This window comes from Sphingobacterium sp. UME9, assembly GCF_014170215.1.
GTDB classification, from domain to species: Bacteria; Bacteroidota; Bacteroidia; order Sphingobacteriales; family Sphingobacteriaceae; genus Sphingobacterium; species Sphingobacterium paramultivorum.
Genome location: NZ_LZZP01000003.1, coordinates 1,271,016 through 1,296,946 on the forward strand (window position 1 = coordinate 1,271,016; position 25,931 = coordinate 1,296,946).

Genomic DNA, 25,931 nt, shown 5'->3' on the forward strand with positions numbered 1-25,931 from the left:
TTTTAGCATATTTTTTTAGCACATCAATTTATCACTATCAAAAAATATCACATATTTTTCGTAAATTGTTCCAACCTTTACAAATATTAATAAGGTAAAAAAACAGACAGTGTAAGGTCCACCAGCTATTGATCGTTGAAAGCGGCAGCAATGTCCAGGCGGACGGACTAACATATGTAAAGATAAAGAGATGAAATAGCTACAATTTTAGCACGAACACGGAAGAGCACGGGGTGACTTTCATGCCATCTGACAAATAATTGCTTGTGCTTAAAATAAACTGGATATGCTATATAACCATTAAAAGACACATAATCTGCGAATGAAATTACATGCTATAGAAACGGGATTTTTTAAACTCGATGGCGGTGCAATGTTTGGCGTTGTCCCAAAGAGTATCTGGAACAAAACAAACCCGGCCGACTCCAACAATATGTGTACCTGGGGAAACCGCTTGCTCCTCATCGAGGACAGTAATCGATTAATGCTGGTCGATACAGGACTGGGAGACAAACAAAATGAAAAATTCTTCAGCTATTATTATCTTCACGGAGATGCAACGCTGGATAAATCATTAAAAAATATTGGATTTGACAGAAGCGATATCACCGATGTCATCCTTACACACCTGCACTTCGACCATTGTGGCGGGGCTATAGCCCGTGAAGGTGAACAGCTGGTTCCGGCTTTTAAAAATGCTCATTTTTGGAGCAATAGCGACCATTGGTCTTGGGCTACCGATCCTAACCCGCGCGAAAAAGCTTCTTTCTTAAAAGAGAACATTCTACCGATACAGGAGAGCGGACAATTAAAATTTGTTGAAGATCATCAGAATCCTTTTGGAAACAATATCGCTATACGTTATGCACACGGCCATACAGAAGCTATGATGTTGCCACAGATACAGTATAAAGGCAAAACAATCCTCTATATGGCGGATCTATTACCTTCGGTGGGACATATCCCCATTCCTTATGTTATGGGTTATGATGTCAGACCCCTCGTGACCATGGAGGAACGTAGCAGCTATTGGAATGAGATCGTCGATAATGAATACATCTTATTTTTCGAACACGATCCCATACATGAATGCTGTACACTTCAACGTACTGAAAAAGGTATCCGGGTAAAGGACATTTTCAAATTGGGCGAGATTTAGCAGGTCTAATCAAAGGAGATCAAATAGGATATAAAAAAGGATAAACAAAAAAAAGGCTACTTTGAAAGTAGCCTTTTTTGTTTCATGAATATGTTTAGAATCTAAAGCCCAAAGCCCAGTAATTTTCAAAAAACCATATTTGTTGGGATGCTTTATCTACCCCTCTTCTTCCAGTTGTACGAATGTTTGTTAAATCAGTCCAGCCCGTTTTGAAGTTCCCCTGAAGATAGAGTCCTTTATAAAAACGGTAGTGCAAACCAACTTTTGCCGAAGCACCATAACCGGCAATGTTCCAAAAGTGGTTGGCTCCTTCGCCAAAAAGATGGACGTCGGAACGAGGAATCAATAGACCTACATCCACACCAGATTCCATTGTCAGCACCTGTTGACCTTTGCGATTATTGATGATGTCATCATAACGCTCCAGACCTACTGAGGCAAAGTTATAACCATCTGTATGCTCAAATGTCAGCATGGCAGAGTCTACAGTAATAACTTTACCATCATACTGTCCTGCTTTATCTCCCGTAGGTATACCGGGTTTTGAGATTTCATCCCCAATATAACCTGAAATTTTGATTTGCTGCGGAATATCGACCACATATTTCATATGGTCCCATCCCAACGAAATTGAGTAATTATCCTTGATATAATAACCAAAGTGCAGATTAAATTGTGGAATAGTTAATCGGCTTGGATCAAAATACGTCGAACCAAATTTAGTTGGCCTATCACCCGCTTTTACATCATGGAGTATAAAGTCATAATTAGGACCCGTAAAATGAATATCTGATTTCGCGTAAGAAGAGAAGTTGTACCCCCAAAAGAAGAAGAATTTGCCCTTGTTACTTTCTGTTCTCAAATTTTTCGGTTTGAAAATGCTTTTTCCTATCTCAGGATTTTCTTGGGCAAATAAGGCAGAAACACTTAATGCAAGTGCTCCAATCGTTAAAAATATTTTTCTCATATCGGTGCTAAAAACGTTGGGCAAAAGTACCCGCATTCTATTTTATAAGCAAATAAAATCAATGGAAATTGGAAAAATATGACGAAGATCACAGAAATGTCATTCCACGCTGGAAACAAAAAAAGCTGCCTTCCAGGAAAGCAGCTTTTCAGTTATTATATTTCCAAGGAATTGTTACCCTTGATTTTTACGAATAATATTCAAAGCCCCACCAGCTTTAAACCACTCAATTTGTTGCGCATTGTAGGTATGGTTCGCCAAAATCTCTTCTTGCGTTCCGTCTGCGTGATGTAATACAAGTGTTAAAGGTTTACCTGGTGCAAATGTTGTCAAGCCTATAATATCAATGGTATCATTTTCCTGAATCTTGTTATAATCGTCTTTGTTTGCAAAAGTTAATCCCAACATACCTTGTTTTTTCAAGTTCGTTTCGTGAATACGCGCGAAAGACTTAACTAAAACAGCACGAACACCCAAATGACGAGGTTCCATCGCTGCATGCTCGCGGGAAGAACCTTCACCGTAGTTTTCATCACCGACTACAATTGAACCAATACCGTGTGCTTTATAGTCCCGCTGTGTAGCAGGAACAGGACCATATTCGCCTGTGAGTTGATTTTTAACACTATCAGTCTTCTCATTGAAGAAATTCAAAGCACCAATCAACATGTTATTTGAGATATTGTCCAAATGACCACGGTATTTCAACCAAGGACCAGCCATAGAAATATGGTCAGTAGTACATTTACCTTTCGCCTTAATCAATAATTTCAACCCTTTCAAATCGGTACCTTCCCATGGAGCAAAAGGCTCCAACAGTTGAAGACGATCAGAAGTAGGAGCTACATCAACCACCACCGAACTACCATCAGCCGCAGGTGCTTGATATCCAGGATCATCTACCGCAAAGCCTTTCGTTGGCAACTCATCCCCTACAGGTGGATCTAGCTTCACTTGTTCACCTTTATTGTTTGTCAAGGTATCAGTTACCGGATTGAAACCCAAATCACCAGAAATCGCGATTGCAGCTACCAATTCTGGCGATGCAACAAATGCATAAGTATTTGGATTGCCATCTGCACGTTTTGCAAAGTTACGATTGAAAGAATGAACGATTGTATTTTTCTCTTGTTTATCGGCTCCTACACGATCCCACATACCGATACATGGACCACATGCATTGGTAAAAATTGTCGCATTGAGGTCTTCAAAAGTTTTCAGCAAACCATCGCGATCAGCCGTAAAACGCACTTGCTCTGACCCGGGATTAATACCGAATTCAGCTTTTGTGATAAGCCCTTTATCAACTGCTTGTTTTGCAATGGAGGCAGCACGGGATAAATCTTCATAAGAAGAATTTGTACACGAACCGATCAATCCCCATTCCACTTGCAATGGCCAGCCATTCTTTTCAGCCTCTTCGCGCATGCGTGAAACTGGTGTATATAAATCTGGCGTAAAAGGACCATTTAGAGAAGGTTCCAATTCAGATAGATTGATTTCTATTAACTGATCAAAATACTGCTCAGGATTAGCATAAACTTCTGCATCTGCTGTCAGGTGGTCTTTAATTACATTTGCCGCATCCGCCACTTCGGCACGACCAGTAGCACGTAAATAACGCTCCATGGATTCATCGTACCCAAAAGTTGAGGTTGTCGCGCCAATTTCAGCGCCCATGTTACAGATTGTCCCTTTTCCTGTACAAGATAAAGACTCCGCACCTTCGCCAAAATATTCAACGATAGCACCTGTTCCGCCTTTTACAGTCAAGATACCTGCAACTTTCAAGATCACGTCTTTTGCTGCAGCCCATCCGCTGAGCTTACCCGTCAATTTTACACCGATCAGCTTAGGGAATTTAAGCTCCCAAGGCAAACCTGCCATGACATCACAAGCATCAGCACCACCCACACCGATTGCAACCATACCTAAACCGCCGGCGTTCACCGTATGCGAGTCCGTACCAATCATCATACCGCCTGGAAAAGCATAGTTTTCCAAAACAACCTGGTGAATAATACCTGCTCCGGGTTTCCAGAAACCGATACCATATTTATTGGACACAGAACTCAAAAAGTTAAATACTTCAGAGCTTTCGTTTTTAGCTCGCGCTAAATCTTTGTCTGCTCCTTCTTTCGCCTGAATCAGGTGATCACAGTGTACGGTAGAAGGAACTGCTGCCTTTGGACGTCCAGCTTGCATAAATTGCAATAATGCCATCTGTGCAGTTGCATCCTGCATAGCAACGCGGTCTGGAGCAAAGTCAACGTAAGAAACGCCGCGTTTGTAATCTTCAGTAGCATTGCCATCCCAAAGGTGGGCATACAAAATTTTCTCAGATAAAGTCAAAGGTTTGTTAACCACTTGACGAGCCGCAGCAATGCGCTCGTCATATTGGCTATAGACCTTTTTAATCATATCTATATCAAAAGCCATATCTCTCTAATTTATGTTGTTTAATTAAGTTACTAAACCCTAATCACTCATTATTTTGTTGGAATAGGCGCAAACTTTGTTAAGTTAATGCCTTCCACAGCAGCTTTATATTCTTCGATATTCGGAATGCGACCCAAGATCGCTGAAAGAACAACAACTGGAGTTGATGCTAATAAAGACTCCCCTTTTTTACCATCCCTGTCTTCAACAACACGTCCTTGGAACAAGCGCGTTGAAGTAGCCATTACCGTGTCACCTTTAGCTGCTTTTTCCTGGTTACCCATACAAAGGTTACAACCCGGGCGTTCCAAGTACATAATGTTCTCGTATTCAGTACGTGCAGTACTTTTTGGCAAAGCATCGCTAAATTCAAATCCAGAGTATTTTTGTAAGAATTCCCAATCGCCTTCAGCTTTCAGTTCATCAATGATATTGTACGTTGGAGCTGCAACGACCAAAGGAGCTTCAAATGTAACGACACCTTTTTGCTGTTCAATGTTTTTCAACATCTTCGATACAATTTTCAAATCGTCTTTGTGAACCATACAAGAACCGACGAAACCTAAGTCTACCTTTTTGTTTCCACCGTAGTACGAAAGGTCGCGAATTGTATCGTGTGTATAACGTTTGGAAACATCCGCATTATTCACATCCGGGTCAGCAATCATTGGTTCTTCAATGATATCCAGATCAATAACAACTTCTGCATAATATTTCGCATTGGTATCTGGAGTTAAAGCAGGCTTAGCACCAGATTTAATTTCCTCAATACGTTTATTCGCCTTGTCAATTAAGCCTTGCAAAACGTTGTTTTTGTTTTCCATGCCTTTATCGATCATAATCTGGATACGGTTTTTAGCGATCTCCAATGATTCGATCAATGTATTATCCTGTGAAATACAAATAGAAGCTTTCGCCTTCATTTCTGCAGTCCAGTCAGTAAAAGTAAATGCCTGATCGGCTAAAAGCGTTCCGATATGAACTTCAATAATTCTGCCTTGGAAAACGTTCTCGCCAGCAAATTGCTGCAGCATCTGTGCTTGTGTAGCATGAACCACATCACGGAAATCCATGTGTTCTTTCATACTGCCTTTAAATGTAACTTTTACCGATTCTGGGATTGGCATAGAAGCTTCGCCTGTCGCTAAAGCTAGCGCCACCGTACCAGAGTCAGCTCCAAAAGCAACACCTTTAGACATACGGGTATGTGAATCGCCTCCGATAATGATCGCCCATTCATCAATTGTAATATCATTTAATACCTTATGAATAACGTCTGTCATCGAATGATATACACCTTGAGGGTCACGTGCTGTGATCAATCCAAAGTCATTCATAAATTTCATCAGTTTTGGAATATTCGCTTGTGCTTTTTTATCCCAAACCGATGCCGTATGACAACCCGATTGATAAGCGCCGTCTACAGTAGGTGCAATTACAGTCGCAGCCATTGCTTCAAGCTCCTGCGCTGTCATCAAACCTGTTGTATCCTGAGAACCAACAATATTTACTTTAACGCGAACGTCAGAACCGGCATGTAACACTTTACCTGGAGTTACACCAACCGCATTTTTATTAAAAATTTTCTCTACAGCAGTCAAACCTTGTCCTTCAATCGTGATTTCTTTTGATGGAGCAAACACTGTAGGTGCCTGAATTCCCAGCGCAGCAGCGGCAAAAGTCTGGATCTTTTTACCGAAAACGATCGCATAAGAACCACCCGCTTTGATAAATTCCATTTTTTGTGGAGTCAAAGCTTTGGAAATATCGATCAGCTCCTGCTCGCCATTATATAATTTTTTAGTCTTGGTATTGATCGTTAAGACAGTACCTGTAGCGACAGAATAAGCTTCTTCAAGAATTGGCTCATTTTTCTCGTTACGGATTACGTTGCCATTTTCATCCACTTTCTTCACCCAGTTTTTAAGGTCAATACCGATACCTCCGGTCACATCCACTGTGGTCAAGAAAATAGGTGAGATACCATTTGTACCGCCTACAATTGGTGCGATGTTCACAAAAGGAACATAAGGACTCGCTTGTTTACCCGTCCATAATGCAACGTTGTTGACACCCGACATACGAGATGACCCCACACCCATTGTTCCTTTCTCAGCAATTAACATGACACTTTTACCAGGGTGTTGCGCCTGTAACTCAACGATCTGTTGCTGTGCTTCAGGTGTGATCATACATTTTCCATGTAATTCACGATCTGAACGCGAGTGCGCCTGGTTACCTGGCGACAATAAATCTGTCGAGATATCACCTTCACCAGCGATAAAAGTAATCACCTGAATTTCCTCAGCAACCTCAGGCAGTTTTGTAAAAAACTCTGCTTTTGCGTAGCTTTCTAAAATATCTTTTGCGACCTCATTGCCTTGTTCAAAAGCTTCTTTCAAACGAGCGGTATCCGCATCATATAAGAAAACTTGTGTTTTAAGAACCTCAGCCGCCTGTTTTGCAATAGCTAGGTCTGTACCCAAAGCCAGGTCCAATAAAACCTTGATTGAAGGACCACCCTTCATATGTGACAACAATTCAAAAGCGAAATCAGGTGTAATTTCAGCAACAACTGATTCACCCAAAACAATTTCCTTTAGGAATTGTGCTTTAACACCCGCTGCTGGCGTAGTACCCGGCAACGTGTTGTAAATAAACAATCTTAAAGATTCAGCTCTATTTTCATTGTTTAAATCTTTAATCTGAGCAATTACCTCACTTAGTAATTCTGCTCCGTCAATAGGCTTAGGATGTAATCCTTGACCTTCTCGTTCTACAACCTCTTGTACGTAATCGTTGTAAATACTCATAGATATCTATCTTTCTATTTTATGGGCAGCATAAAAACACCTATGTCTTTCTACACCACCATGTCTGTAATATAATTAAGCTAATACGCCATCTATCAGGTCCTCCCTGACAAATCACAAATTAGCCCTTCCACTTCATGTTTTGAAGCTGATCTATTTGTCGTAAATCAACTTGTATGACTAATTACAAAAATAGTGAAAATCCAACTTTAAACGCATGCATTCCATTTATTTAAATCAATTTGGAATTGTTCTAAACAGCATTTATGCAATCCTGCCATCTTTTTTTGAAATCCGCTATATTGTATTTATTTCTTTCAAAAAAAAAGGTGATTTATATTATTAAATCACCTTTTCGTTTTATATACTTTCTACAGTTATATCAATGTCTTTTAATGCTTTCACGGTTTCCAGAGGATCTGTCGCGTTGAATACAAATGAACCTGCCACCAGCACATCTGCTCCGGCTTTCAATAACTGCGCTGCATTCGCAGTCGTTACTCCCCCATCGATTTCAATCAGCAGACCATCATTCACTCCCTGTGCCATGGCCCTTAGTTCCTGTACTTTGGCATAGGTATTTGGAATAAATTTCTGGCCGCCGAAACCTGGGTTAACCGACATGATACAAACCAAATCCAGATCCGCAAGAACATCTTTTAAAAGTGCTACTGGCGTATGTGGATTCAATGCAACGCCTGCTTTACAGCCCAATTCTTTAATAGCAGCCAATGTACGATGCAAATGTGTACAGGCCTCGTAATGCACGGTAATGATCGCTGCACCCGAGTCTTTACACACCTGCAGATAACGGTCTGGATCAACAATCATCAAATGTACATCCAAAGGTTTAGCAGCATGTTTTGCAATAGCCTGCATAACTGGAAATCCAAAAGAGATATTTGGAACGAAAACGCCGTCCATAATATCAATATGAAACCAATCTGCCTCACTGTTGTTTACCATGATGATATCATCGTATAATTTTGCAAAGTCTGCAGCAAGAACGGATGGTGCAATTAGATGTGATTTTGTTGACATGTTGTATTTTTTTTGCAAAGATAACAAGTATTTTTTGTCCATCACAGCGTTTACCCGATTTAATACCTATAAACGACAATTGGCTGAAGCTGCAGAAAATAATTATAATTACATTTGTATATTAACATGATAATAAAATACAGCTTACCGTGGGAAGACTAAAAATAAAATACAGAAGAGAATTAAATACAACGGAGAACCTCGTCCGAAAAATTGGATTAATACTTATCACCATTATTCTGATCTGTATATTCCTTCCCAAACAGCCTCGTTTTCGCTATGAATTCCAAAAGGGAAAAGTATGGAATCATGAGAATCTGATATCACCCTATAATTTTGCCATATTAAAAACGCAGGAGGAATTGAATGCGGACAAGAAAAGTATCTTAAACACGATTCAACCGATTTATAATGCCAATACGACAACAAGCAAAGAGCAAATTGATCAGTTCAACACGGATCTGGCCGAAAAGTGGCAAAGCAGCAAATTGGATACAACGCATGAAAATATAATAGATTATAGAAATGCCGGTAATGCCATCTTAAGCCATCTTTATGGCAAAGGCATTCTGTCATTGAACAATCGGTTTCAGAACCGCAGCAATGACAAATCTCCAGCTTCCAAGCATTACAACTTTACACTGATCCAGGACAAAGTTGCCAGCCAAAAAAACACGGCCGACTGTTACACCATCGAAAGCTCTTATGGTTATATGGATGAAATTATGCCCAAATTGACCAAGATAAAGCAAAAGAGCTGGCTGGAGGAAACTTTAAAAAATTACATTACCATTAACTACATCTACAACGATCAACAAACAGAAGCTTTAGAACAAAATGCCATTGCAAACATATCGGCTACGCGCGGTGTGGTCCAAAAAGGAGAACTGATCGCTGAAAAGGAGAAAATCATATCCAATGAGACGTACCAGAAACTCGAGTCGCTTCGTAAGGTATATGAAGATGAAGGCAAGATCAGCGGAAATCAAAACTATGTGACCCTGGGGCAATTTCTGATTATCTCGCTCGCCCTGTCTATTTTGATGGTATTCCTTTTTCTTTTCCGTAAGGACATCTATTTTAACAATAGGTTGCTGGTCATTATCATGATTGTGATCATTGGTATGCTCGCTGTCCTATCTTGGGCCATCAAAATCAAAATCCCCAATCTCTATTACATCCCATTTTGTGCCGTCCCCATTATTATTCGTATTCTTTTTGATACGCGTGTTGCACTCAATATACATCTGTTGATGGTTCTGCTGGCAGGTCTTTTTGTACCGAATAGTTTTGAGTTCGTCTTTTTGCAATTTATGGCGGGGATAGTTGCGATCTATAGTATTAAAACATTGGTTAAACGAGAGCAGCTGTTCATTTCCTCTGCTATTATCCTCGGTACCTATTGGATTGCTTACATTGGCTTGGTCGTCACGAGAAATGGATCTATAGACACCATTTACTGGTCTGACCTTCTTCCCTTTTTCGTAAGCGTGATGATTACCTTATTAGCTTATCCAATGATCTATGCATTCGAAAAGTTATTTGGTATTGTATCAGATCTAACACTCATGGAGCTTACCAATAGTAACTCCAAGTTATTGCGGGAGCTCTCTTTTAAAGCTCCGGGAACATTTCAGCACTCCTTACAGGTGGCTAATCTAGCCGAAGCCGCTATCTATAAAATTGGCGGGAATCCGCTGTTGGTCCGCGCCGGAGCCCTGTACCACGATATCGGAAAATTGACAAACCCCCAGTTTTTCATCGAGAATCAGAGGACAGAAAAAAATCCGCATGACGAGCTTTCACCGGAACAAAGTGCACAAATTATTATATCACATGTCATCAAAGGCGTTGATATTGCCAAAAAACATCAATTGCCTGACGTGATCCTTGATTTTATCCGCACACACCACGGAACGACACGTGTTGACTATTTTTATAACGTTTTTGTCAAGAACAACCCAGACAAACTGGTTGACGAGTCTTTATTTACCTACCCCGGACCTATTCCTTTTTCCAAGGAAACAGCTGTACTCATGATGGCGGATTCGGTCGAAGCCGCATCCCGTGCATTAAAAGAACCATCTGAAGAATCGATCAATAACCTTGTCGATAAAATTATCGAACATAAATTGATGCGGGGGCAGTTCAATAATAGTAACATCACGCTAAAAGATATCACCGAATCTGCCGTTATTTTCAAGGCAATGCTCAAAAGTATCTACCATGTTCGGGTAGATTACGATTTAAGCAAAAAAACAATGTAATTTTAATTGTCAAACAACAAATTGAATTTCAAACGCTTATTGCAACGTTACATTTTTTTTGCATTTTTTTTAGTATTTAGACTTTGCAGAATCAAATAATTGCCTTATGTTTGCAATGTCAAAACGAGGAAGGGTGCCTGAGTGGCCGAAAGGAACAGTTTGCTAAACTGTCGTACTGGAAACGGTACCGCGGGTTCGAATCCCGCCTCTTCCGCCAAGACAAAAACGCTTTCTGAGAAATCAGAAAGCGTTTTTTTTGTTTTTGGAGCACTAGCTGCACCAAGTATAAATTTCTACAGAAAGCGGTTCATGAGGACAAGGCAGTTCAAGAACGCGCGGCTCGTCAGGGACGACATAAATTACCTTTGCCAGGAGATTACTACACAAGAAACCTTTTATTCGTACCTGCTTCGTACCTGCTTCGGATCATCAACAGATATTGTACAAATGCTGTACAGATATTGACCAGTCTCCGACCAGGAAAAGCCGGTTCCATACTTAGTCAACATTGCTAAACAAATTGTTCAGCTCCGAAGCAGGTACGAACAACATACGAACAAAAGGCAAGTGAAGTGCCCTAGTCATCTCGCTTACCGTTGTTATTTGACCTTCTTTATTTACTTCCGGCCCATAGAATTGCATTCCTGAACATCGTTGTAAAATCTTTAGACGCAAATAAGGATCCGCTATGGCCGATCAGAAAATATACGTTTCTGGCTTTCACTTTAGGGTTGCTCCAAATAATGGGATGATCGCCCATTTTAATCGTTGAAACGGGCTGGTAGCTATCTTCATCGACATGTGCCAAGACCTTGACATGGGGTCTTGGATTTTTATCAAAAACATAAAACTCATCATTGGGAATCAAAAAATGAGGATTTACTCCTTTCATAACGGGATGCTTTCGATCTTCGACATAAGCTGTCGCAGATGCTGTTTTAGCGATGTAATTTTTAAATCGTATTCCACCCATAAAGTTGGAAAACCAGTTCCACATCTTGTAGCCATCAAATTCCCCCAGTAATGCCGCATGGTGAAAACCGACCCAGCCTCCTCTTCCATTTTCTATGTAATCTATAAACGCCCTTTCAGCCTCTTCTGTCCATCTATAGGGTGGATAATCCAACTGTATGATTACCTTAAACTGCGTCAGGTATTCCGCTGTTATTTTTTCTGTATCATGAATTTCTGTTATGTGAAAGCCGTCTTTCTCCCCTGTATTCTTTAACCATTCCAATCCAGTATCTGTAAATGAAGCATGTTGTCCGCCCCTTTCAGTCAGTACGAGTACAGCAAAGGTATTACGGCCTTGAGCAGATAGCGTGCTTATTGTCCCGATCATCATAAAGAAAAGGAACGCGATATTTAAGCATGAGATTATCAAGTTTCTCGGATTCGACACTTGTGTCATAAGTATGCGGTTTAAGTATATTAAAAAGTTTAAAATTCCGAAGTTAGTGATAACCACTTTCCTGCTGTTGTCATCCATACCTCCTTATACGTCGCATTGTTAGCCTGCGGCCAATAAGGAACATCTTCATTGTACCGGGTCTGTATACCTACAGGCATTTCACCGACCATTTCACCCGGAAGCGGACAATATTGCTGTGCAAAATTTACGCCCTCGCCATAAATAAGTGACTGTCCAAAAGGATTCTTACCAACGGTCCAATAAAGTTGTTCACGTGCGATCTGTAGAAGTGCTTCACTTTTCAGGTATTTACCCAATATCGCTGCCGCCTTGCCCTGGCTCAAATGAATCGCCGCATTTCCCCGGAAAGAAAACCAGACAGGAAAACGCTTTAAATAATACGATTTATCCAATTGGACACCTTGTTTGAGTTGGGCTACATAATCATCCTTGGCTTTTGCTCCTGCAAAAAGATGCTGCCGTTGAAAACTTACTGAGTCTTGGACTTCGTCAATATGATAGACGCCTGCAGGAGCCATGCCGTAAGGTGCTGTATACTTCATAATTTTTGTGAGGTAACTACCATAATCAAGCAACGCCTGTTGCCATAGCCTGTGTTTGACATGCTGTGCTTGTCCTTCGGCGAGAGCAACAAGGGCCTGAGCATAGATTTGCTCACGCGATTGATGGTTGGCATGCACAACGACCTTCTGCGTTCTATCTCGATAGAAAAAACCTTTTAATCCGTCCATATCGCCTAATGGTTCCTTACGCTGCGCCAATAATACCTCATCCATAAAATTAACAGCATGCTGTGCGTATGTTATATTCCCTGTGAGCTTATAAAGCTGACTGGCAGCCCAAGAAGCCGTCGCCATAAATTGACTTTCGGAAGTGCCATAGCTATGTTCCCAAAAAACGGGAAAATGATCATAACCCGTTTCCTTCCATTTGGCCAGCGCAAAATCAAAATCCTCCATCGCTGTCTTTTTCAATTTTTCACTTAGCGCAGGATCTTGAACCATGCTCATGGCCGCATATGCTTCATAGGCTGCAAATAAAAAATTATCAAAAGGGCTATCATGGACACGTGCTTTCATATCATCTTTATTACCGATCAGGCCATCCGTCCAGATCACAATTCCAGCACTACTGGCCCTGTACCCTTTGCCAAGGCGGGTTTTTAAGATAAAATCTACTCCCCACGCTGCTTCCTCCATAAGCCGCTGATATAGCGCGGTATTGCTTTTTTTAACCTTATTGGCCATTTCCAGCAGCGAGAATACCACGTCTCCGGCCTGTAAGCTCTGTTGGGAAAGGTCGCCGGCATCATGCCAGCCTCCGTTATAGGCCAAACGAAGTCCATCAAAGGTCGCACCGATATCGGCATGACAGGAACCATGCTTCTCTGAAACAGGGTGGCCACAGCGTTCACAAAAAATAAAGTTGAGCACACGCCATATGGAGTTTTGCCATATATTTTCACCTATCGCAAAAGGTTGGGTTTCCTGTCCTGCTGTCGCAATGATATATTGCCCGAACTTTGTAAAATCACTGAAATCTAACACATCAAATTCGCCAATACTGGTAGTTACACTTTTCTTCTTACCGGTATAAACTACAGCCCTATCTTCGGCGCGAAGCAACTTAAACAAATCATCCCCTGCTTTGTTATGCTTCAAAATCGCGGTCTTTTGCCCCCGGAGATCATACCCAGTGGATGAATAGATAATGCGTCCCTCGACAGGTTCCCAGCCCAGCATCCGTTCAGGTTTTTCGACTTCCTGTAATTCAATTCCATCGATATAAAAATTTAACGAATCCCCACTGACCCGATCTTTTCCAAAGCCGGGTACCCCAAAAGCAATACCTGTTATACGATCTCTCGGTAAGTCACCGATCTCCAAAAAGCAGGTATTCCATGTCCTGTTGACCAGGTTTATTTCGTGGGTTCCCTCCCGAAAATATTCGTCCGGAATTTTCTGTTTGCCATCATTGTAATAATGTAGGTTTAGATGAATATTGCGGCCGCCTTCACAATCCGGATAAATACGAAAAACAATACGATTGTATTTTTCCCAATTTTCTCCTGCCAGGTCAAATACGGCAGATGCGCTACCATAGTTCGCATAGTCTCCATCCGCAGGCGCTCCTGGAGCCCATTCTTTGCGGACCGTCGGAACCTGCAATTTAATAGTCCCCACACCAAACTGCCCCGCTTTCTTCGCGAAGAAAATTTTGCCAACCCCCTGTTGACGCCAACGGGCAAACTCGGTGATTCCTTTGGGTTGATATGCTCGCAGAACTTTCTTTTTCATGCCCAGATTTTCTAAAGACAATGTTGTATCCAATGGTAGCGGACGGTGCAGAATTCCGCTCTGCCAAATTGCTTCATTCAACTTCAGGTCTGAAGTGAGTTTGGGTGTCTGAGCCACAGTTCTGGTTACCATAGCGCAAGAGACCATCCCAAAGAAGAGTAATAGTAGCTTATTCATACCTTTATTTTGCATTGAAAGGGGCTTTGAATTCTTTTCTAAACGTCTGTACGCCTTTCGAAGGAAAATCTTTTGGAATAGCCTGCGTCACCTTGCCCGTTACGGCCCATTCACATCCTCGCAGCAAAGTAACCTGAAAGCCCGTGCATTCCATGGCATAGCGCAGTTCAGGGTCATTGCCCACATGTCCCATTACCGTCACAAATACTCTTCCCTTTCCATAGTTTACAGTCCACATCAGTGGTTCTTCACGACCTAGCCCTTGTGGACGTGTGTCGTCTATGGTCGTTGCCAATACTTCCATATGTTCAGCAGGACCGCGCAGGTATGTATAAAGTTCGTCTTTGAAATGACTCCAGACAGTAGGCAACCCCTTTAGAATAGGATGATCTGTTGCCTTATGGGTCACATCAAAAGGATGCTGTAATCCATGATGTCCTGCGGGACCGGGGCTGTAATCGTAGACGATTCGATTGTTTTTAAAATAAACATAGGGGCCTACCGTCTCATCTCTACCATCCCATGCGCCCAGTGCCGTCATCTTGTTGTATTCGGGCCAGTCGGCCATGGGTACAATGGCTGAGTGAATGACGACGAGAGCTCCCCCGTTGGCCATATACTGTTCCAGATCCTGTCGGGTTTCTTGACTCCAGGTCGTCCCCCCGTAATTGGAAATAATCAAGCTATAATCACGAAAGTGCGGGCGAAAAGTAGAAATATCCTGACCGTATGGTGGACTTATGGCGACATCCACATCAAAAAGGCCACTGTTTTCAAGTATTTTTTCTATGGCATCGGTACTACCCTTCCACCAATGCGACCCATCTTGCCCAGTGACAATAAGTGCTTTATGTTTTTGCTGCCCCATCAGTGTTGTCCAGCCTGAAAGAAGGGTCAGAATCAGTAGCAACACTTTCATATTATTTTTCATTATTTTTCATTATTTTTATATTCTACGCGATCGAATCGCCATTCTGTTTTTAAATTATTTCCATTTTTATCCACGGAAAATTTACCATCTTTCATATAGCGCCTGTACAATTCAAATTTTCCGTCGTTGTTCCGGTCTTCCAGGAGCAGTTCACGCTGATCAGAAAGGGTAACTTCGGAGATGTATTTTACCTCCTTTGAATAATAGCCAATGATCACATAATAACATTTGAAAAGATCAAAATAAGGATAGTGACCATTGTCTGAGGCGAAAAGTAACACTTCTTCAAGTTCACTTGAATCGTCCATCTGCACACGTTGGCTTTTATGGAGACCAAAACCCGGTTTTTGAACGTCCGCCGGATAGCGATCCCAATTCGTTGCTTCTGTAACCCTAAACTGCGCATATCCTGTATTTGTTAAAAACAGAAACAGGAATACGTAAAAAATATAGTTAATATTCATATTCCATCTTTATAATTAATGCTCATTTTTCGCCTTGTTATTTATTTAAAAAATCGTTCTAATTTTTATGTAAATGCTCCGATCTCCTTCACGCGTCCTTCAAAATCTTCCCTTGATACACGCGATCTATTCTTCATCTTTGTCCGATAATTATAGATCGTATTAATAGAATATCCAAAAAAGTTGGCAATCTCCAGGCTATCTACAATACCCAAACGAATCAAAGCAAAAATGCGCAACTCCGTATTCAGCACTTCACCTTTCTTTAAAACAATTTGTTCTTCTTTGGACAACAACGTATTTACCTGATCAACAAAATCAGGGAATAGATTAATGAACATCCTATCAAAATTTGCAAACAATTCCTTCAATTCTTCATCTTTCAACGAATTGTCACGTGTCATCCGGGCGAGCTCTTCGTATTGTCTTTCTTGCATTTTCTTGTTTACCATCTTCCGATAGTTATCTAACTTGGTTATATAGATTGAACACTCGCCCAAAAAATAGGCAATATATTCTTCTTTGAGGTGGTTTGCTTCCGCTACCTCCAGGTTACGGCTGGCCAGTTCCTGATTCATATCATGCAGTTTACTATTAAAACTCGCCAGTTCCTGATTTGCATCAGCCAGCTTATTCGCATAGGCGCGTCCTTTCTTCAGCTGTTTGTACACATACAGAACAGAAATCACCAGCATAACAGACAAAATGGAGACAAGCAGCAGCAGTCCTTTTAGCTGCTGACTTTTCTGTTCGTTTTTTCGCTGATATTCCCGATCAATAATGGCTTGAATATTGAGAATCTCCGAGCTGCGAATCCGGGTATTGTAAGCTTTAATATTGTCCAATGAAAAACAGATGTAATGGTATGCCCTATTGATATCATCCTCCTGCATTAAAATATTGGCCAATACTGAGATAGAGGCATTATCTCTGATCGCAAGCTGTATATCCGAAAGCGCCGAAAGCGCTAGATATTTTTTTTCATTTTCGACATCTCCCTGCTCTCTGTAAATCAATGAACGATGGAATGTAACCAATGCATAGCCAAGTTGGTTGGGCGACGTGAGCCGAAGGCGTTCATCGTTCACTTTTAGGGCATCCACATATTGCTTTTGCAGGCGAAATTTCTTTTCTACGGTCCGTAAATACTCTTCCGACATTGCCGGTGCCAAATTGCGTACCATATCGTTAAAACGGTTTGCCTGGGTCCAATAGCTGCTTCTGGCCTGTGTATGCTGCGTATATTTTCCCATACCAAGATAAAGTTCCCGATAGGCAATTGCATAAGGCAATCTTAGATCATTTTCCAGCGTGGCCGATTGTATACTCCCCAATAGATCAGCGGCCTCCATATGCATCCCCAACCCCACAAAAAGATTTGCCAGGGCTATTGTAGATTCATTCCACTTATATTGGTCTTTCAGTTCTACAGCGATAGGTCTGTTCATATTCAAATAGTGAATAGCCGAATCCGACACATAGTTTCTATATTCATTAAACAGGGCAAAGTTAAAGTGATAACCTTTGTCTGAGCTTTTCATCAATGCATTACGCTGTGCTTTCAAACCAAGTATCCGGTCTTCTTTTTGCTTAAAAAACAGATCTTTATCCTGAATTTTACGATCCAGCACTTGCAATAGCGAATCTATCCCACTTTGCGCATGGACAACAGAACTGGTTACAATACACAATACGATAGTCAACAGGTTTATTTTCATATAAATTGGTTACTAAAATCATCCAGCCATGGCCATGCCGTATGTTTAGCATTTCGATGAAAAACATATTTAAGGTGTTTATAGGTTGGATTGAATGATTAAATATAGCAATTTTACCAAATTCTATCGATTGTGTTTGTTATCTTCTTCTATTCAGAACCGAAAATAATCGGCTCATTCCCGCTAACTCTCTCTAATGCGCCTGTATTTTTAGGTTTTAAAATACAGGTGTCCGCAAGATCAGAAGCTGCGTATTTTAATTTATCAAATCGTCTGCTCCATACAGAAGTCGCAAGCGATCAGTCTTATCTTCCTTGGCATAACGTCGGTATAAAACCCGGTTTTGTTTCTGGCTGGAATCGAGCGCTAAAACCCGAATCAGATCACGGCATATATCCTGTTGCTTGGCCTCCCAGCCACTAATCTGCTTGTAAGGCCAGCTTGCTACACTTTTCCCCAAAAATGTGGTTAGGTAATCTACCCCTTTCAGAATTGAACGTCCATCACCGGAGCTTTTGCCAAGCAAATCAATACCCAATGTCCTTGCGGTTTCACATACATCCAGCATATGAGTCAGATTGTATTGCGAATAATGGTAAGACAAGGTGCGCCACAGCTCATTCGGCTGTTTTCCATCGGGTTCGATCTGGGCAAAGATTCTCTTTTTAGGGAAATCTGCAATTATTTCTCGCCCTGCTTGCTCATCTCCCGAGAACAACAGATAGGTCATTAGCTGAGCGTCATAAGCTGTAGCATGGTTGTTTTTCGCGTTTCTTTCTGCTACGCCCTGTTTGCTTTCCTGCATCCAATGTGCAAATTCGCCAAACCATTGTTTTAGGCTCTTATCATCCTGTGTGCTGTAGCTTGAGGATGTTTTCAGCAGCTGTATACTACTTAGCATTTCCACAAACGAATAACTGTCAATTAATCCCTCCGGTCGGCCTTTAGAGTCATCTCTACCCGGGATAAATTGGGCGTAGTCCAAATTAGGGTTCATGCGCGTATCGCTATCCAAAAACCAGGTCCGTAGTAGCAGCACCGCTTTTTTGGCATATTTTTCATCAGCGCTATAAAAAAAAGCCAGACAAAGCGTATTCAGATCTGCACACATATTGCCCAGCACCTCGCGGTCATATTTACCTAACTCCGGATTGGACTGACCATCTTTATTCACATAGGGCAACCCATTTGCTGTAGCTGGATTAGGCCACCAGTACCTGCTTAGGCTTACATAATCGTGTTTATCTCCACTCGGCGCAATCGCTTCTTTGTGTACAACGGAATACACTGGTCTCAACATGGCCTCCTCTGCTTGCTTTAGCAATTTTTTATAAGCCGGGTTATAAGCTGTGGTCTCCAGACGATCTTTTACGAAGTTCATTCGTTCTTTATTCCACAGCCATTGTGCAGACAGCCCAAAGTTCATGAGGAAAAGAAAAAGTGCTGTCGTGTATATTCGTATTATCATATCTACTAGTTTTATGAGCGTGTTAGTCCCAACGATAGGAAACGACCGATTTAGGTGGTACCGTATAGGTGAATTGTGTTCTTTGATCCGAGATGGTAATGATTTTTTCCATTGCTGTTTTATTTAACAGCACCAGAGCCATCGTACCATCACTGTTCTGAAATCCCGCGTGTATAAGTCCATCTGCTGCTACAGCCTTCGTCCCAATACGTGTCGCTCCCGGTTTCACAACAGCGGAGAGGTGACTAATGACATAGTAATGAGAGTTTCTGGAAATTGATTTATAGTTTTTACGGTCAATATCTACCGCGCCATAACAGGTTTTACATCCTCCTTCTCTCCATGGTCCCCTGTCCGAATCCAGCATCAGATTCCAAACCATAACTCCGCTACACCAATTATTTACCGTCCCCAAACCTACCTCTTCCATATCTTCGATCAGACGCAAAGCAAAATCCTGTCCCTTATTCCAGGTGCCGATGGAGGTTTCGGTAAATAGAAGCCCTTTATCAGGACGGGCAGCATGTATGCGCAACAGCTCATCTCGTTTACCCCCGTAATTATGATATGCCGCACCGGCAAGATATTTCGAAGCAAGGCTATCAGCATAAATATGTAGAGGATACCCCTGTTGATCTTTCATGTTATCGTAATTATAGTTATGATCAAACGCATATATTTTTGTATGGAGACCAGCGGATGCTATCTCCGCTCCCAAGCTTTTCACAAAATCCCGCTGTTCCATCCACCCCATAAACAGAGACGCTGAATTTTTTCTATTAAGCGGTTCATTTTGCGGCGTTATTGCATATATCTTCACCCCGTTTTCCTCAAATGCACGAATCCACTTAACAAAATACTTAGCATAATCTGTATAATAACGGGGATTTAACTGACCACTAGTCCAGGAGTTAAATGGAAGCAGATCAACGAGGTTGTTAACCTTCATCCAACGTGGACTCGTCCATGGAGATCCAAGAATTTTGATATCGGGATTAATCTTTAAAATTTCTTTTAACACCGGTAAAACATAATGCAATTCTTCATTCTGTAAAGCAAAATGCTCCAACCCTTCCTCATCACAACAGGTATATTCACTGAGCGAAAAGTCTGAACAGCCAATGGAAATCCGTATATAACTATGACCAAAACCTTTTTGGGGGTTAAAAGTTTCGTTTAAAAAACGCTGACGATCTTTTTTCTGCATCTGCATCAAATTGTAACAGGTAGATCCCGTTATTGCGGCTCCAAAACCATCCATTTGCTGAAAACGGATCTTTGGATCTAGCACAATCGTAGTAACTACATCTTTTTGTACCCTTGCATCGATCCGTATACTCTTCAAATCTTGTTTTTTATCCTGCGTGGTCACATACAAGTCAACTTGATCCTTGGCACGTCCGGGTGAGGCCTGTACAAAAGAATAAAATAGGCACGAAATCAGTAATGACAGTAAACGACAATTGCGTTGTTTCATTTTTTAGTTTTATCGAGGTTTAAAATTGATATTATTGATTGACACAGAAGTTTAAGTCAATCCGTTGCAGGCAAATTTATCATTTCAGGAACCTTCAACATATAGACCTAAGAAAAAATGAGAAAACCAGTCTTAAAAATTAAACATAAGCAACTTACTACAAGTAGTTTAAATATTAAATCAAGCCAAAAAAAAGTAGATCACAGTATTTATTTTTAGCTACGACCAACAAAAAATCCACGTATTGGAATTTAGTCCAAACTATTTTATTTAAAGGTCAAACCTCACTAATCACTACTTCTTTTTCAAATCAAACAAAACACAACAACCTAAAAAACAAAACATTAAACAGAAAACAACAACAAGAAAATCTCACTTTTGTTTTAGTTCATCTCCATTTCATTTTCGAGACCATTAGTTTTGTATCATAACCGTTGCAAAATACTTTCAGGTCAACAGCACTGTCACCCGAAATACAAATAGCCAATTTTTAAACGCAAACCTATAACATCCATATGAGAATTAAGGAACCATAACATCCTGGAGAAGGCTGTTACTACAGCTTGTATATAACCTAAGATAAACTGAATAAAATAATCAATTAACACATGTCATGAGAAGAAAAACCAAACTTTTTCTGATACTGGGGGTATCCTCGGCTCTCTATACCTGCAAAGAAGACATCCAAATTGACACCCCGGGTATTACTTCGTACCAAACGGCCGAAGTAGCTTATTTGGGTGACAGCATTCCATTGGATATTACAATTAAGGGGGAGTATCCGATCAATACCATCAAAGCGACTTTTTTCCGGAATGGCGAACAGATCGCAGAAAGCATCATTCCAGCGAAAGAAGCCGGAAGCTACCGCAACAGATTAAAAATACCTTTTACCAAAGGAATCGCGGATGGTCCAGCAGAAATACAACTTATGGTGAAAAATAAGAATTTTAACTACAGCACAGTTATGGCTCCAATTCAAGTCACCCGACCTAAATTCCCTTATTTGACACTCAAAACTGCATATGGAAATTACCGAATGGAGCCTGTACCCGGAGAATCCTATAAATACGCAGTCAGTGCAGCTTTCCCAAATACAAAACTGAATGCTTTGATTGAAGCCCCTGCTTACGGGAAAAATGGAAACACCCTTTTATTTGGCGGAACTGAGATCAGTGCTTATGCCACCGATAAAGATTCTATTCCATTTCAAATTGTTCGGGCGCCTGGCACCGTCTTTACCGTCTCATTTGATACGCGCAGTTTTGAAGGCTCCCCTTTTCTAAAACCAGCATTCGGGGGGATTGATTTTCCAAATTTCGTAAACAGTATAGCGGTCATAGAGACCGAATTCAAACAAAATCAATCCATTAGCTTAGATGGTATACTTGATATTGCGAATTGGTGGATTGACCCAAGCTTTTTATCCAACAATGGAGATGGCTCCTACAAATTTAGGGCAACTGATGGCAAGTATCGTATAACGGCCCATCAGGCATTAAAATATTTTAAGATTGAACCTATGCAGGGGAATATGCTGGCCGATTTTGATCCTATAAGTAAAACCGGGGCTGTATGGATAAACGGTGGCATTGGAGATCAGGCAGGATCTTCACCTGCTGAACGGTTTGGTATTCCTTCGGCGACGACTAATGGGGCATTATGGAATCCCGAAAAGAATGTTGCCATGGCACCGCTTGGAAATGGTATCTATCAAATTAAACTAATCGCTGGTCAAAATCTATTTCTAAGCAATGTTTCGGGAAGTACTGCTGGTATAGCATTCTATCAAAACAGCCGGTCCTTTGACAATTACTTTGCGCTCAATTTAGTACAAACCTTATATGGTAATCCTGGACAACCAACTTCTGCAGGAGGATCGGCACGTTTTGAGTTAAAAACTGCCAGTGGTAATCTGAGCAAAGGAGCGCCAATCATTTCGACGGGTAGCAACCGCTCATTGGGCGTAAATCGCACCTATGTATTCACTTTAGATACCAAGGTGTCTCCTGCCGCAGTAACCATTACCCTAGAATAATGACGATCACAAAATTATGAAGATGAGCGAAAAAATAATATTTGCAACTAGCACCCGCTTTATGCACCGAAATCTGCTATCCCTCTCCCTACTTTGTGCCCCTTTTGGCTTATTTGCACAACAGGCAAAAGTATCAGGTCTTATTACGGATAGCAAAGGAAATCCGGTCTCTGGTGTCACTGTTTCTGTCAAAAACCAAACAGCAAAAACAAATACCAATGCCTCAGGACAATATAGCATACAGGCTGCACCTGGAAATACCCTTGTATTTACTTATGTAGGGTATATTACAGAAGAACATATCTTAAAACCCGAAGAAAACACGATCAACATCCGTTTGACAGAGAGTGCATCCAATTTGGACGAGGTTGTCGTCGTAGGCTTTGGTAAACAAAAAAAAGAAAGTCTGGTGGCCTCGATCAGCACCATCACCGCTAAAGATCTCGCGGTTACAGGACGTTCACTATCTAACTCCATTGCCGGGCAGGTCCCGGGCATTGTTGCGATACAGCCTTCGGGAGAACCAGGATACGATGACTCGAATTTTTGGATCCGTGGGGTAAGCTCTTTTGCTGGTGGTACTAGCCCGCTGATTATTATTGATGGTGTACCGCGCAGCAAATCCGATATGAGCAACATACCCGTAGAAGATATCGAGACGTTCTCCGTGCTTAAAGATGCTTCAGCTACAGCAGTATATGGAGCAGAGGGTGCCAATGGCGTGGTACTGATTACCACAAAACGGGGTATGCCACAGAAGACAGTTATTTCCACCGATTTACAGCATGCTATCCGTAAGCCACTACGTTTGCCCAGTTCACTGGATTCGTATCGAACCCTAAGCTTGTATAATGAAGCAACCTGGAACGAAAAAGGAAATCCAACCTCAGGCTGGTTACCAACTTACGACGATAAAACGCTAGAAAAATACTTAACAGGAGCCGACCCGGATTTATATCCAAATACCAATTGGCTGGATCTTTTAAAACCAAATACGAATGTTTCAAGATATACAATAAATTTCCGTGGCGGTGGTGATCGTGTCCGCTTTTTCACCTCAGGAGCCTACTATACGGAAGACGGTCTTTACAATTCACATACGGTCGAAAATTACAATGCGAATCTAAAATACGAACGTTTCAACCTACGCTCCAATATAGACATGGACTTGACTTCGACAACAAAAATGTCAGTCGATCTAGCAGGTTTCTTTGTTAAACAAAATGCACCGATACAAACAGCGGATAACCTATGGAGCATTATCACCTTGGCGCCACGTTATTTGTTTCCAATGGTCTATTCAGATGGTACTTTTGCCGAACATCCGATCTACTCTGCAGGATCAGTTGGAACCGGGGAGCGAGCCAACCCCTACAACTTACTGAACAACATGGGGTATAGCCGAAATCAAGAAGTGACCTTACAATCCAAAATCAACTTGACACAAGCGCTGGATGTGATTACCCAAGGATTGTCCTGGCGTGGGGCAGTTGGTTTCGACAACCTCTCACAGGGTCGTACCAACCGCACTAAAGAGGCAAGATCCTATTATGCCAATTCAAGGGATGCAAACGGGAATCTCGTCTTTAGCCAGATTCGTGGTGGTGCAGCACTTTCCAATCCCGCGGCAGCAGGAAGTTCAGGAGAACGCAATATCTATCTGGAAACAGCCCTGGATTACAAACGTACACTGGGAAAACATGATGTATCGGGATTAGTCCTCTATAACCAAAAGGAAAAACAATACCAAAATCGAGGCAATGGTCTGGAAATGCTTCCTTACCGTAAACAGTCTATTGTTGCCCGTGGTACCTATGGCTATGATGGTCGTTACCTACTTGAAGCAAGCATGGGAATGACTGGAAGTGAGAACTTCGCCATGGGCAATCGCTGGGGTCTATTTCCTTCCATAGGAGGTGCTTGGTGGGTAAGCCACGAAAAATTTTGGGAGCCTTTGGAGCAAATCGTCAGTAAATTGAAATTTCGGGTATCATATGGTAAAACGGGAAATGATGTACTAGCAAATGATCTTTCGCGCTTCCCTTATCGAGAAAAACTGAATGAAGGAGCCGCGGGTTATAACTTTTCCTGGACCGGCGGTGCTGGTGTAGGCGACGGGCAGGGTTCAGGAAGTCCCGGTGCTGGTATCGTAGAGAGCGACTATGCGACCCCGACACTTAAGTGGGAGGAGGAAAACAAATTTAATACAGGAATTGATATTGGCTTATTCAAAAACCGGATCGATGCGACCATAGATTTCTTCTACAATGAACGTTTTGATATTTTGATGCGCCGTCGTACATTGCCAACATCTGCAGGTTTGCAGGTTGCTCCGATGCAGAATTTTGGACGCACAAACAATCGCGGACTCGATATGAATATAACGGGGACACAAAAGGTCAATGAAGTCACCTTAAGTGCGCGTCTAAACTATACTTATACCAAAAACAAAGTCGTTGAGTTTGATGAAATCCCACCGTCTTATACCTATCAAGCCTACACAGGCCAAAGCATCGGCAAACCCTTTATATATATTGCCGATGGCCTATATACTCCGGATGATTTCGACATTACAGTCAACCCAGCGAATGGAGCCCAAACGTACCAGCTTAAATCGGGCCTCGCAAACCCTGGTTTTGCGGTTGCTCCCGGAGACATCCGATATAAGGACCTGAACGGAGACGGTTTGATTAACAACTACGATCAAACGTACAACAGTCTATTCTCTTCCAACATTACACCTGGAATAGTGTACGGTTTTGGACTTAATGCAGAATGGCATGGGTTGAATATTGGTGTATTTTTCCAGGGAGCCGGTCGCTTTTCGACAAATCTATTGGGAAAAACAGAAAACTTTTTTCCGTTCGCACGTTCGGTCAACGACGCTGCGTTGCGCGAAGAGGCGATGGACCGCTGGACATTTGCCGACCCTTATAATCAAAACGTGCTGTTTCCCAGATTGAGTACTGCCAACAATGGTAATAATACACGCAACAGCACCTGGTGGTACCGCGACGCGTCATACCTCCGTCTCAAAAATATCGAATTGGGCTATACACTAAAATCAGAATTTGTCAAAAAGATGCATTTAAATACTGTCCGCTTATATGTACAGGGTGAAAATTTGCACACCTGGGATAAAGTTAAATTTTGGGATCCTGAGGTCACTGAACGTTCGGGTTCGCGTTATCCGATCAGCTCAACATGGACCTTTGGTTTAAACGTTACTTTCTAATCTGTTTA

The 25,931-nt window shown here is 41.6% G+C and carries 15 protein-coding genes and 1 tRNA gene; 5 read left to right on the forward strand and 11 right to left on the reverse strand.

The annotated features are described in order from the left end of the window. Positions 1-322: 322 nt before the first annotated feature. Positions 323-1,159 carry an MBL fold metallo-hydrolase gene (locus tag A9970_RS06965; protein WP_153844678.1) on the forward strand — a complete coding sequence of 279 codons (837 nt, stop codon included), beginning with the start codon at positions 323-325 and terminating at the stop codon, positions 1,157-1,159. Between the two features lie 94 nt (positions 1,160-1,253). On the opposite strand, the gene A9970_RS06970 is transcribed toward A9970_RS06965, so the two are convergent. The 4 genes from A9970_RS06970 to rpe all read right to left on the reverse strand — a co-directional run bounded on the left by A9970_RS06970 (position 1,254) and on the right by rpe (position 8,419). Next, positions 1,254-2,126: a hypothetical protein gene (locus A9970_RS06970; RefSeq protein ID WP_153844679.1), complete on the reverse strand. Its 873-nt coding sequence runs from the start codon at positions 2,124-2,126 to the stop codon at positions 1,254-1,256. Between the two features lie 174 nt (positions 2,127-2,300). Beyond that, entirely contained in the window at positions 2,301-4,565 is a 2,265-nt protein-coding gene (locus tag A9970_RS06975; protein ID WP_153844680.1) for an aconitate hydratase, read from the reverse strand. A gap of 50 nt (positions 4,566-4,615) precedes the next feature. After that, the gene (locus A9970_RS06980) at positions 4,616-7,378 is read right to left on the reverse strand and encodes a bifunctional aconitate hydratase 2/2-methylisocitrate dehydratase (protein WP_182981767.1); all 2,763 of its coding nucleotides are present in this window, start codon (positions 7,376-7,378) and stop codon (positions 4,616-4,618) included. A gap of 360 nt (positions 7,379-7,738) precedes the next feature. Next, positions 7,739-8,419, reverse strand: coding sequence for a ribulose-phosphate 3-epimerase (rpe, locus tag A9970_RS06985; RefSeq protein WP_145326877.1), 681 nt, complete (start codon positions 8,417-8,419; stop codon positions 7,739-7,741). Positions 8,420-8,568: 149 nt separating this feature from the next. Between rpe and A9970_RS06990 the strand changes: the two genes are divergently transcribed. Both A9970_RS06990 and A9970_RS06995 read left to right on the forward strand, forming a co-directional pair. After that, entirely contained in the window at positions 8,569-10,686 is a 2,118-nt protein-coding gene (locus A9970_RS06990; protein WP_182981768.1) for an HD family phosphohydrolase, read from the forward strand. Positions 10,687-10,813: 127 nt separating this feature from the next. Then, a tRNA-Ser gene (locus A9970_RS06995) sits at positions 10,814-10,903 on the forward strand. A 396-nt stretch (positions 10,904-11,299) separates the two neighbouring features. Here A9970_RS06995 and A9970_RS07000 read toward each other — a convergent pair. From A9970_RS07000 to A9970_RS07030, 7 genes are all read right to left on the reverse strand, one after another. Beyond that, complete coding sequence (locus tag A9970_RS07000; protein WP_220801533.1) at positions 11,300-12,097, reverse strand: ThuA domain-containing protein; 798 nt, start codon at positions 12,095-12,097, stop codon at positions 11,300-11,302. A gap of 29 nt (positions 12,098-12,126) precedes the next feature. Beyond that, positions 12,127-14,592 (reverse strand): glycoside hydrolase family 9 protein, encoded by a 2,466-nt coding sequence (locus A9970_RS07005; RefSeq protein ID WP_182981770.1) that lies wholly within the window; start codon positions 14,590-14,592, stop codon positions 12,127-12,129. A gap of 4 nt (positions 14,593-14,596) precedes the next feature. Continuing rightward, entirely contained in the window at positions 14,597-15,523 is a 927-nt protein-coding gene (locus A9970_RS07010) for a ThuA domain-containing protein (protein ID WP_153844686.1), read from the reverse strand. Next, a complete protein-coding gene (locus A9970_RS07015; RefSeq protein ID WP_182981771.1) occupies positions 15,523-15,987 on the reverse strand; it encodes a hypothetical protein in 465 nt (154 codons plus the stop codon). The genes A9970_RS07010 and A9970_RS07015 overlap by 1 nt, the downstream gene beginning before the upstream one ends. A gap of 65 nt (positions 15,988-16,052) precedes the next feature. Next, positions 16,053-17,705: a DUF6377 domain-containing protein gene (locus A9970_RS07020; RefSeq protein WP_182981772.1), complete on the reverse strand. Its 1,653-nt coding sequence runs from the start codon at positions 17,703-17,705 to the stop codon at positions 16,053-16,055. Positions 17,706-17,961: 256 nt separating this feature from the next. Then, positions 17,962-19,173 (reverse strand): alginate lyase family protein, encoded by a 1,212-nt coding sequence (locus A9970_RS07025; protein ID WP_182981773.1) that lies wholly within the window; start codon positions 19,171-19,173, stop codon positions 17,962-17,964. Between the two features lie 22 nt (positions 19,174-19,195). Next, positions 19,196-20,650, reverse strand: coding sequence for a glycoside hydrolase family 30 beta sandwich domain-containing protein (locus A9970_RS07030; RefSeq protein WP_182981774.1), 1,455 nt, complete (start codon positions 20,648-20,650; stop codon positions 19,196-19,198). Between the two features lie 613 nt (positions 20,651-21,263). Between A9970_RS07030 and A9970_RS07035 the strand changes: the two genes are divergently transcribed. After that, positions 21,264-22,688 carry a DUF5125 domain-containing protein gene (locus A9970_RS07035; protein ID WP_182981775.1) on the forward strand — a complete coding sequence of 475 codons (1,425 nt, stop codon included), beginning with the start codon at positions 21,264-21,266 and terminating at the stop codon, positions 22,686-22,688. A 22-nt stretch (positions 22,689-22,710) separates the two neighbouring features. Next, the gene (locus A9970_RS07040; RefSeq protein WP_259655339.1) at positions 22,711-25,923 is read left to right on the forward strand and encodes a TonB-dependent receptor; all 3,213 of its coding nucleotides are present in this window, start codon (positions 22,711-22,713) and stop codon (positions 25,921-25,923) included. Positions 25,924-25,931 lie beyond the last annotated feature (8 nt).

Coding starts and splice junctions, on each gene's coding strand:
- A9970_RS06965 (WP_153844678.1), top strand. CDS start 323: ATGAAATTACATGCTATAGAAACGGGATTTTTTAAACTCGATGGCGGT.
- A9970_RS06970 (WP_153844679.1), bottom strand. CDS start 2,126: ATGAGAAAAATATTTTTAACGATTGGAGCACTTGCATTAAGTGTTTCT.
- A9970_RS06975 (WP_153844680.1), bottom strand. CDS start 4,565: ATGGCTTTTGATATAGATATGATTAAAAAGGTCTATAGCCAATATGAC.
- A9970_RS06980 (WP_182981767.1), bottom strand. CDS start 7,378: ATGAGTATTTACAACGATTACGTACAAGAGGTTGTAGAACGAGAAGGT.
- rpe (WP_145326877.1), bottom strand. CDS start 8,419: ATGTCAACAAAATCACATCTAATTGCACCATCCGTTCTTGCTGCAGAC.
- A9970_RS07000 (WP_220801533.1), bottom strand. CDS start 12,097: ATGACACAAGTGTCGAATCCGAGAAACTTGATAATCTCATGCTTAAAT.
- A9970_RS07005 (WP_182981770.1), bottom strand. CDS start 14,592: ATGAATAAGCTACTATTACTCTTCTTTGGGATGGTCTCTTGCGCTATG.
- A9970_RS07010 (WP_153844686.1), bottom strand. CDS start 15,523: ATGAAAAATAATATGAAAGTGTTGCTACTGATTCTGACCCTTCTTTCA.
- A9970_RS07015 (WP_182981771.1), bottom strand. CDS start 15,987: ATGAATATTAACTATATTTTTTACGTATTCCTGTTTCTGTTTTTAACA.
- A9970_RS07020 (WP_182981772.1), bottom strand. CDS start 17,705: ATGAAAATAAACCTGTTGACTATCGTATTGTGTATTGTAACCAGTTCT.
- A9970_RS07025 (WP_182981773.1), bottom strand. CDS start 19,173: ATGATAATACGAATATACACGACAGCACTTTTTCTTTTCCTCATGAAC.
- A9970_RS07030 (WP_182981774.1), bottom strand. CDS start 20,650: ATGAAACAACGCAATTGTCGTTTACTGTCATTACTGATTTCGTGCCTA.
- A9970_RS07035 (WP_182981775.1), top strand. CDS start 21,264: ATGAGAAGAAAAACCAAACTTTTTCTGATACTGGGGGTATCCTCGGCT.
- A9970_RS07040 (WP_259655339.1), top strand. CDS start 22,711: ATGAGCGAAAAAATAATATTTGCAACTAGCACCCGCTTTATGCACCGA.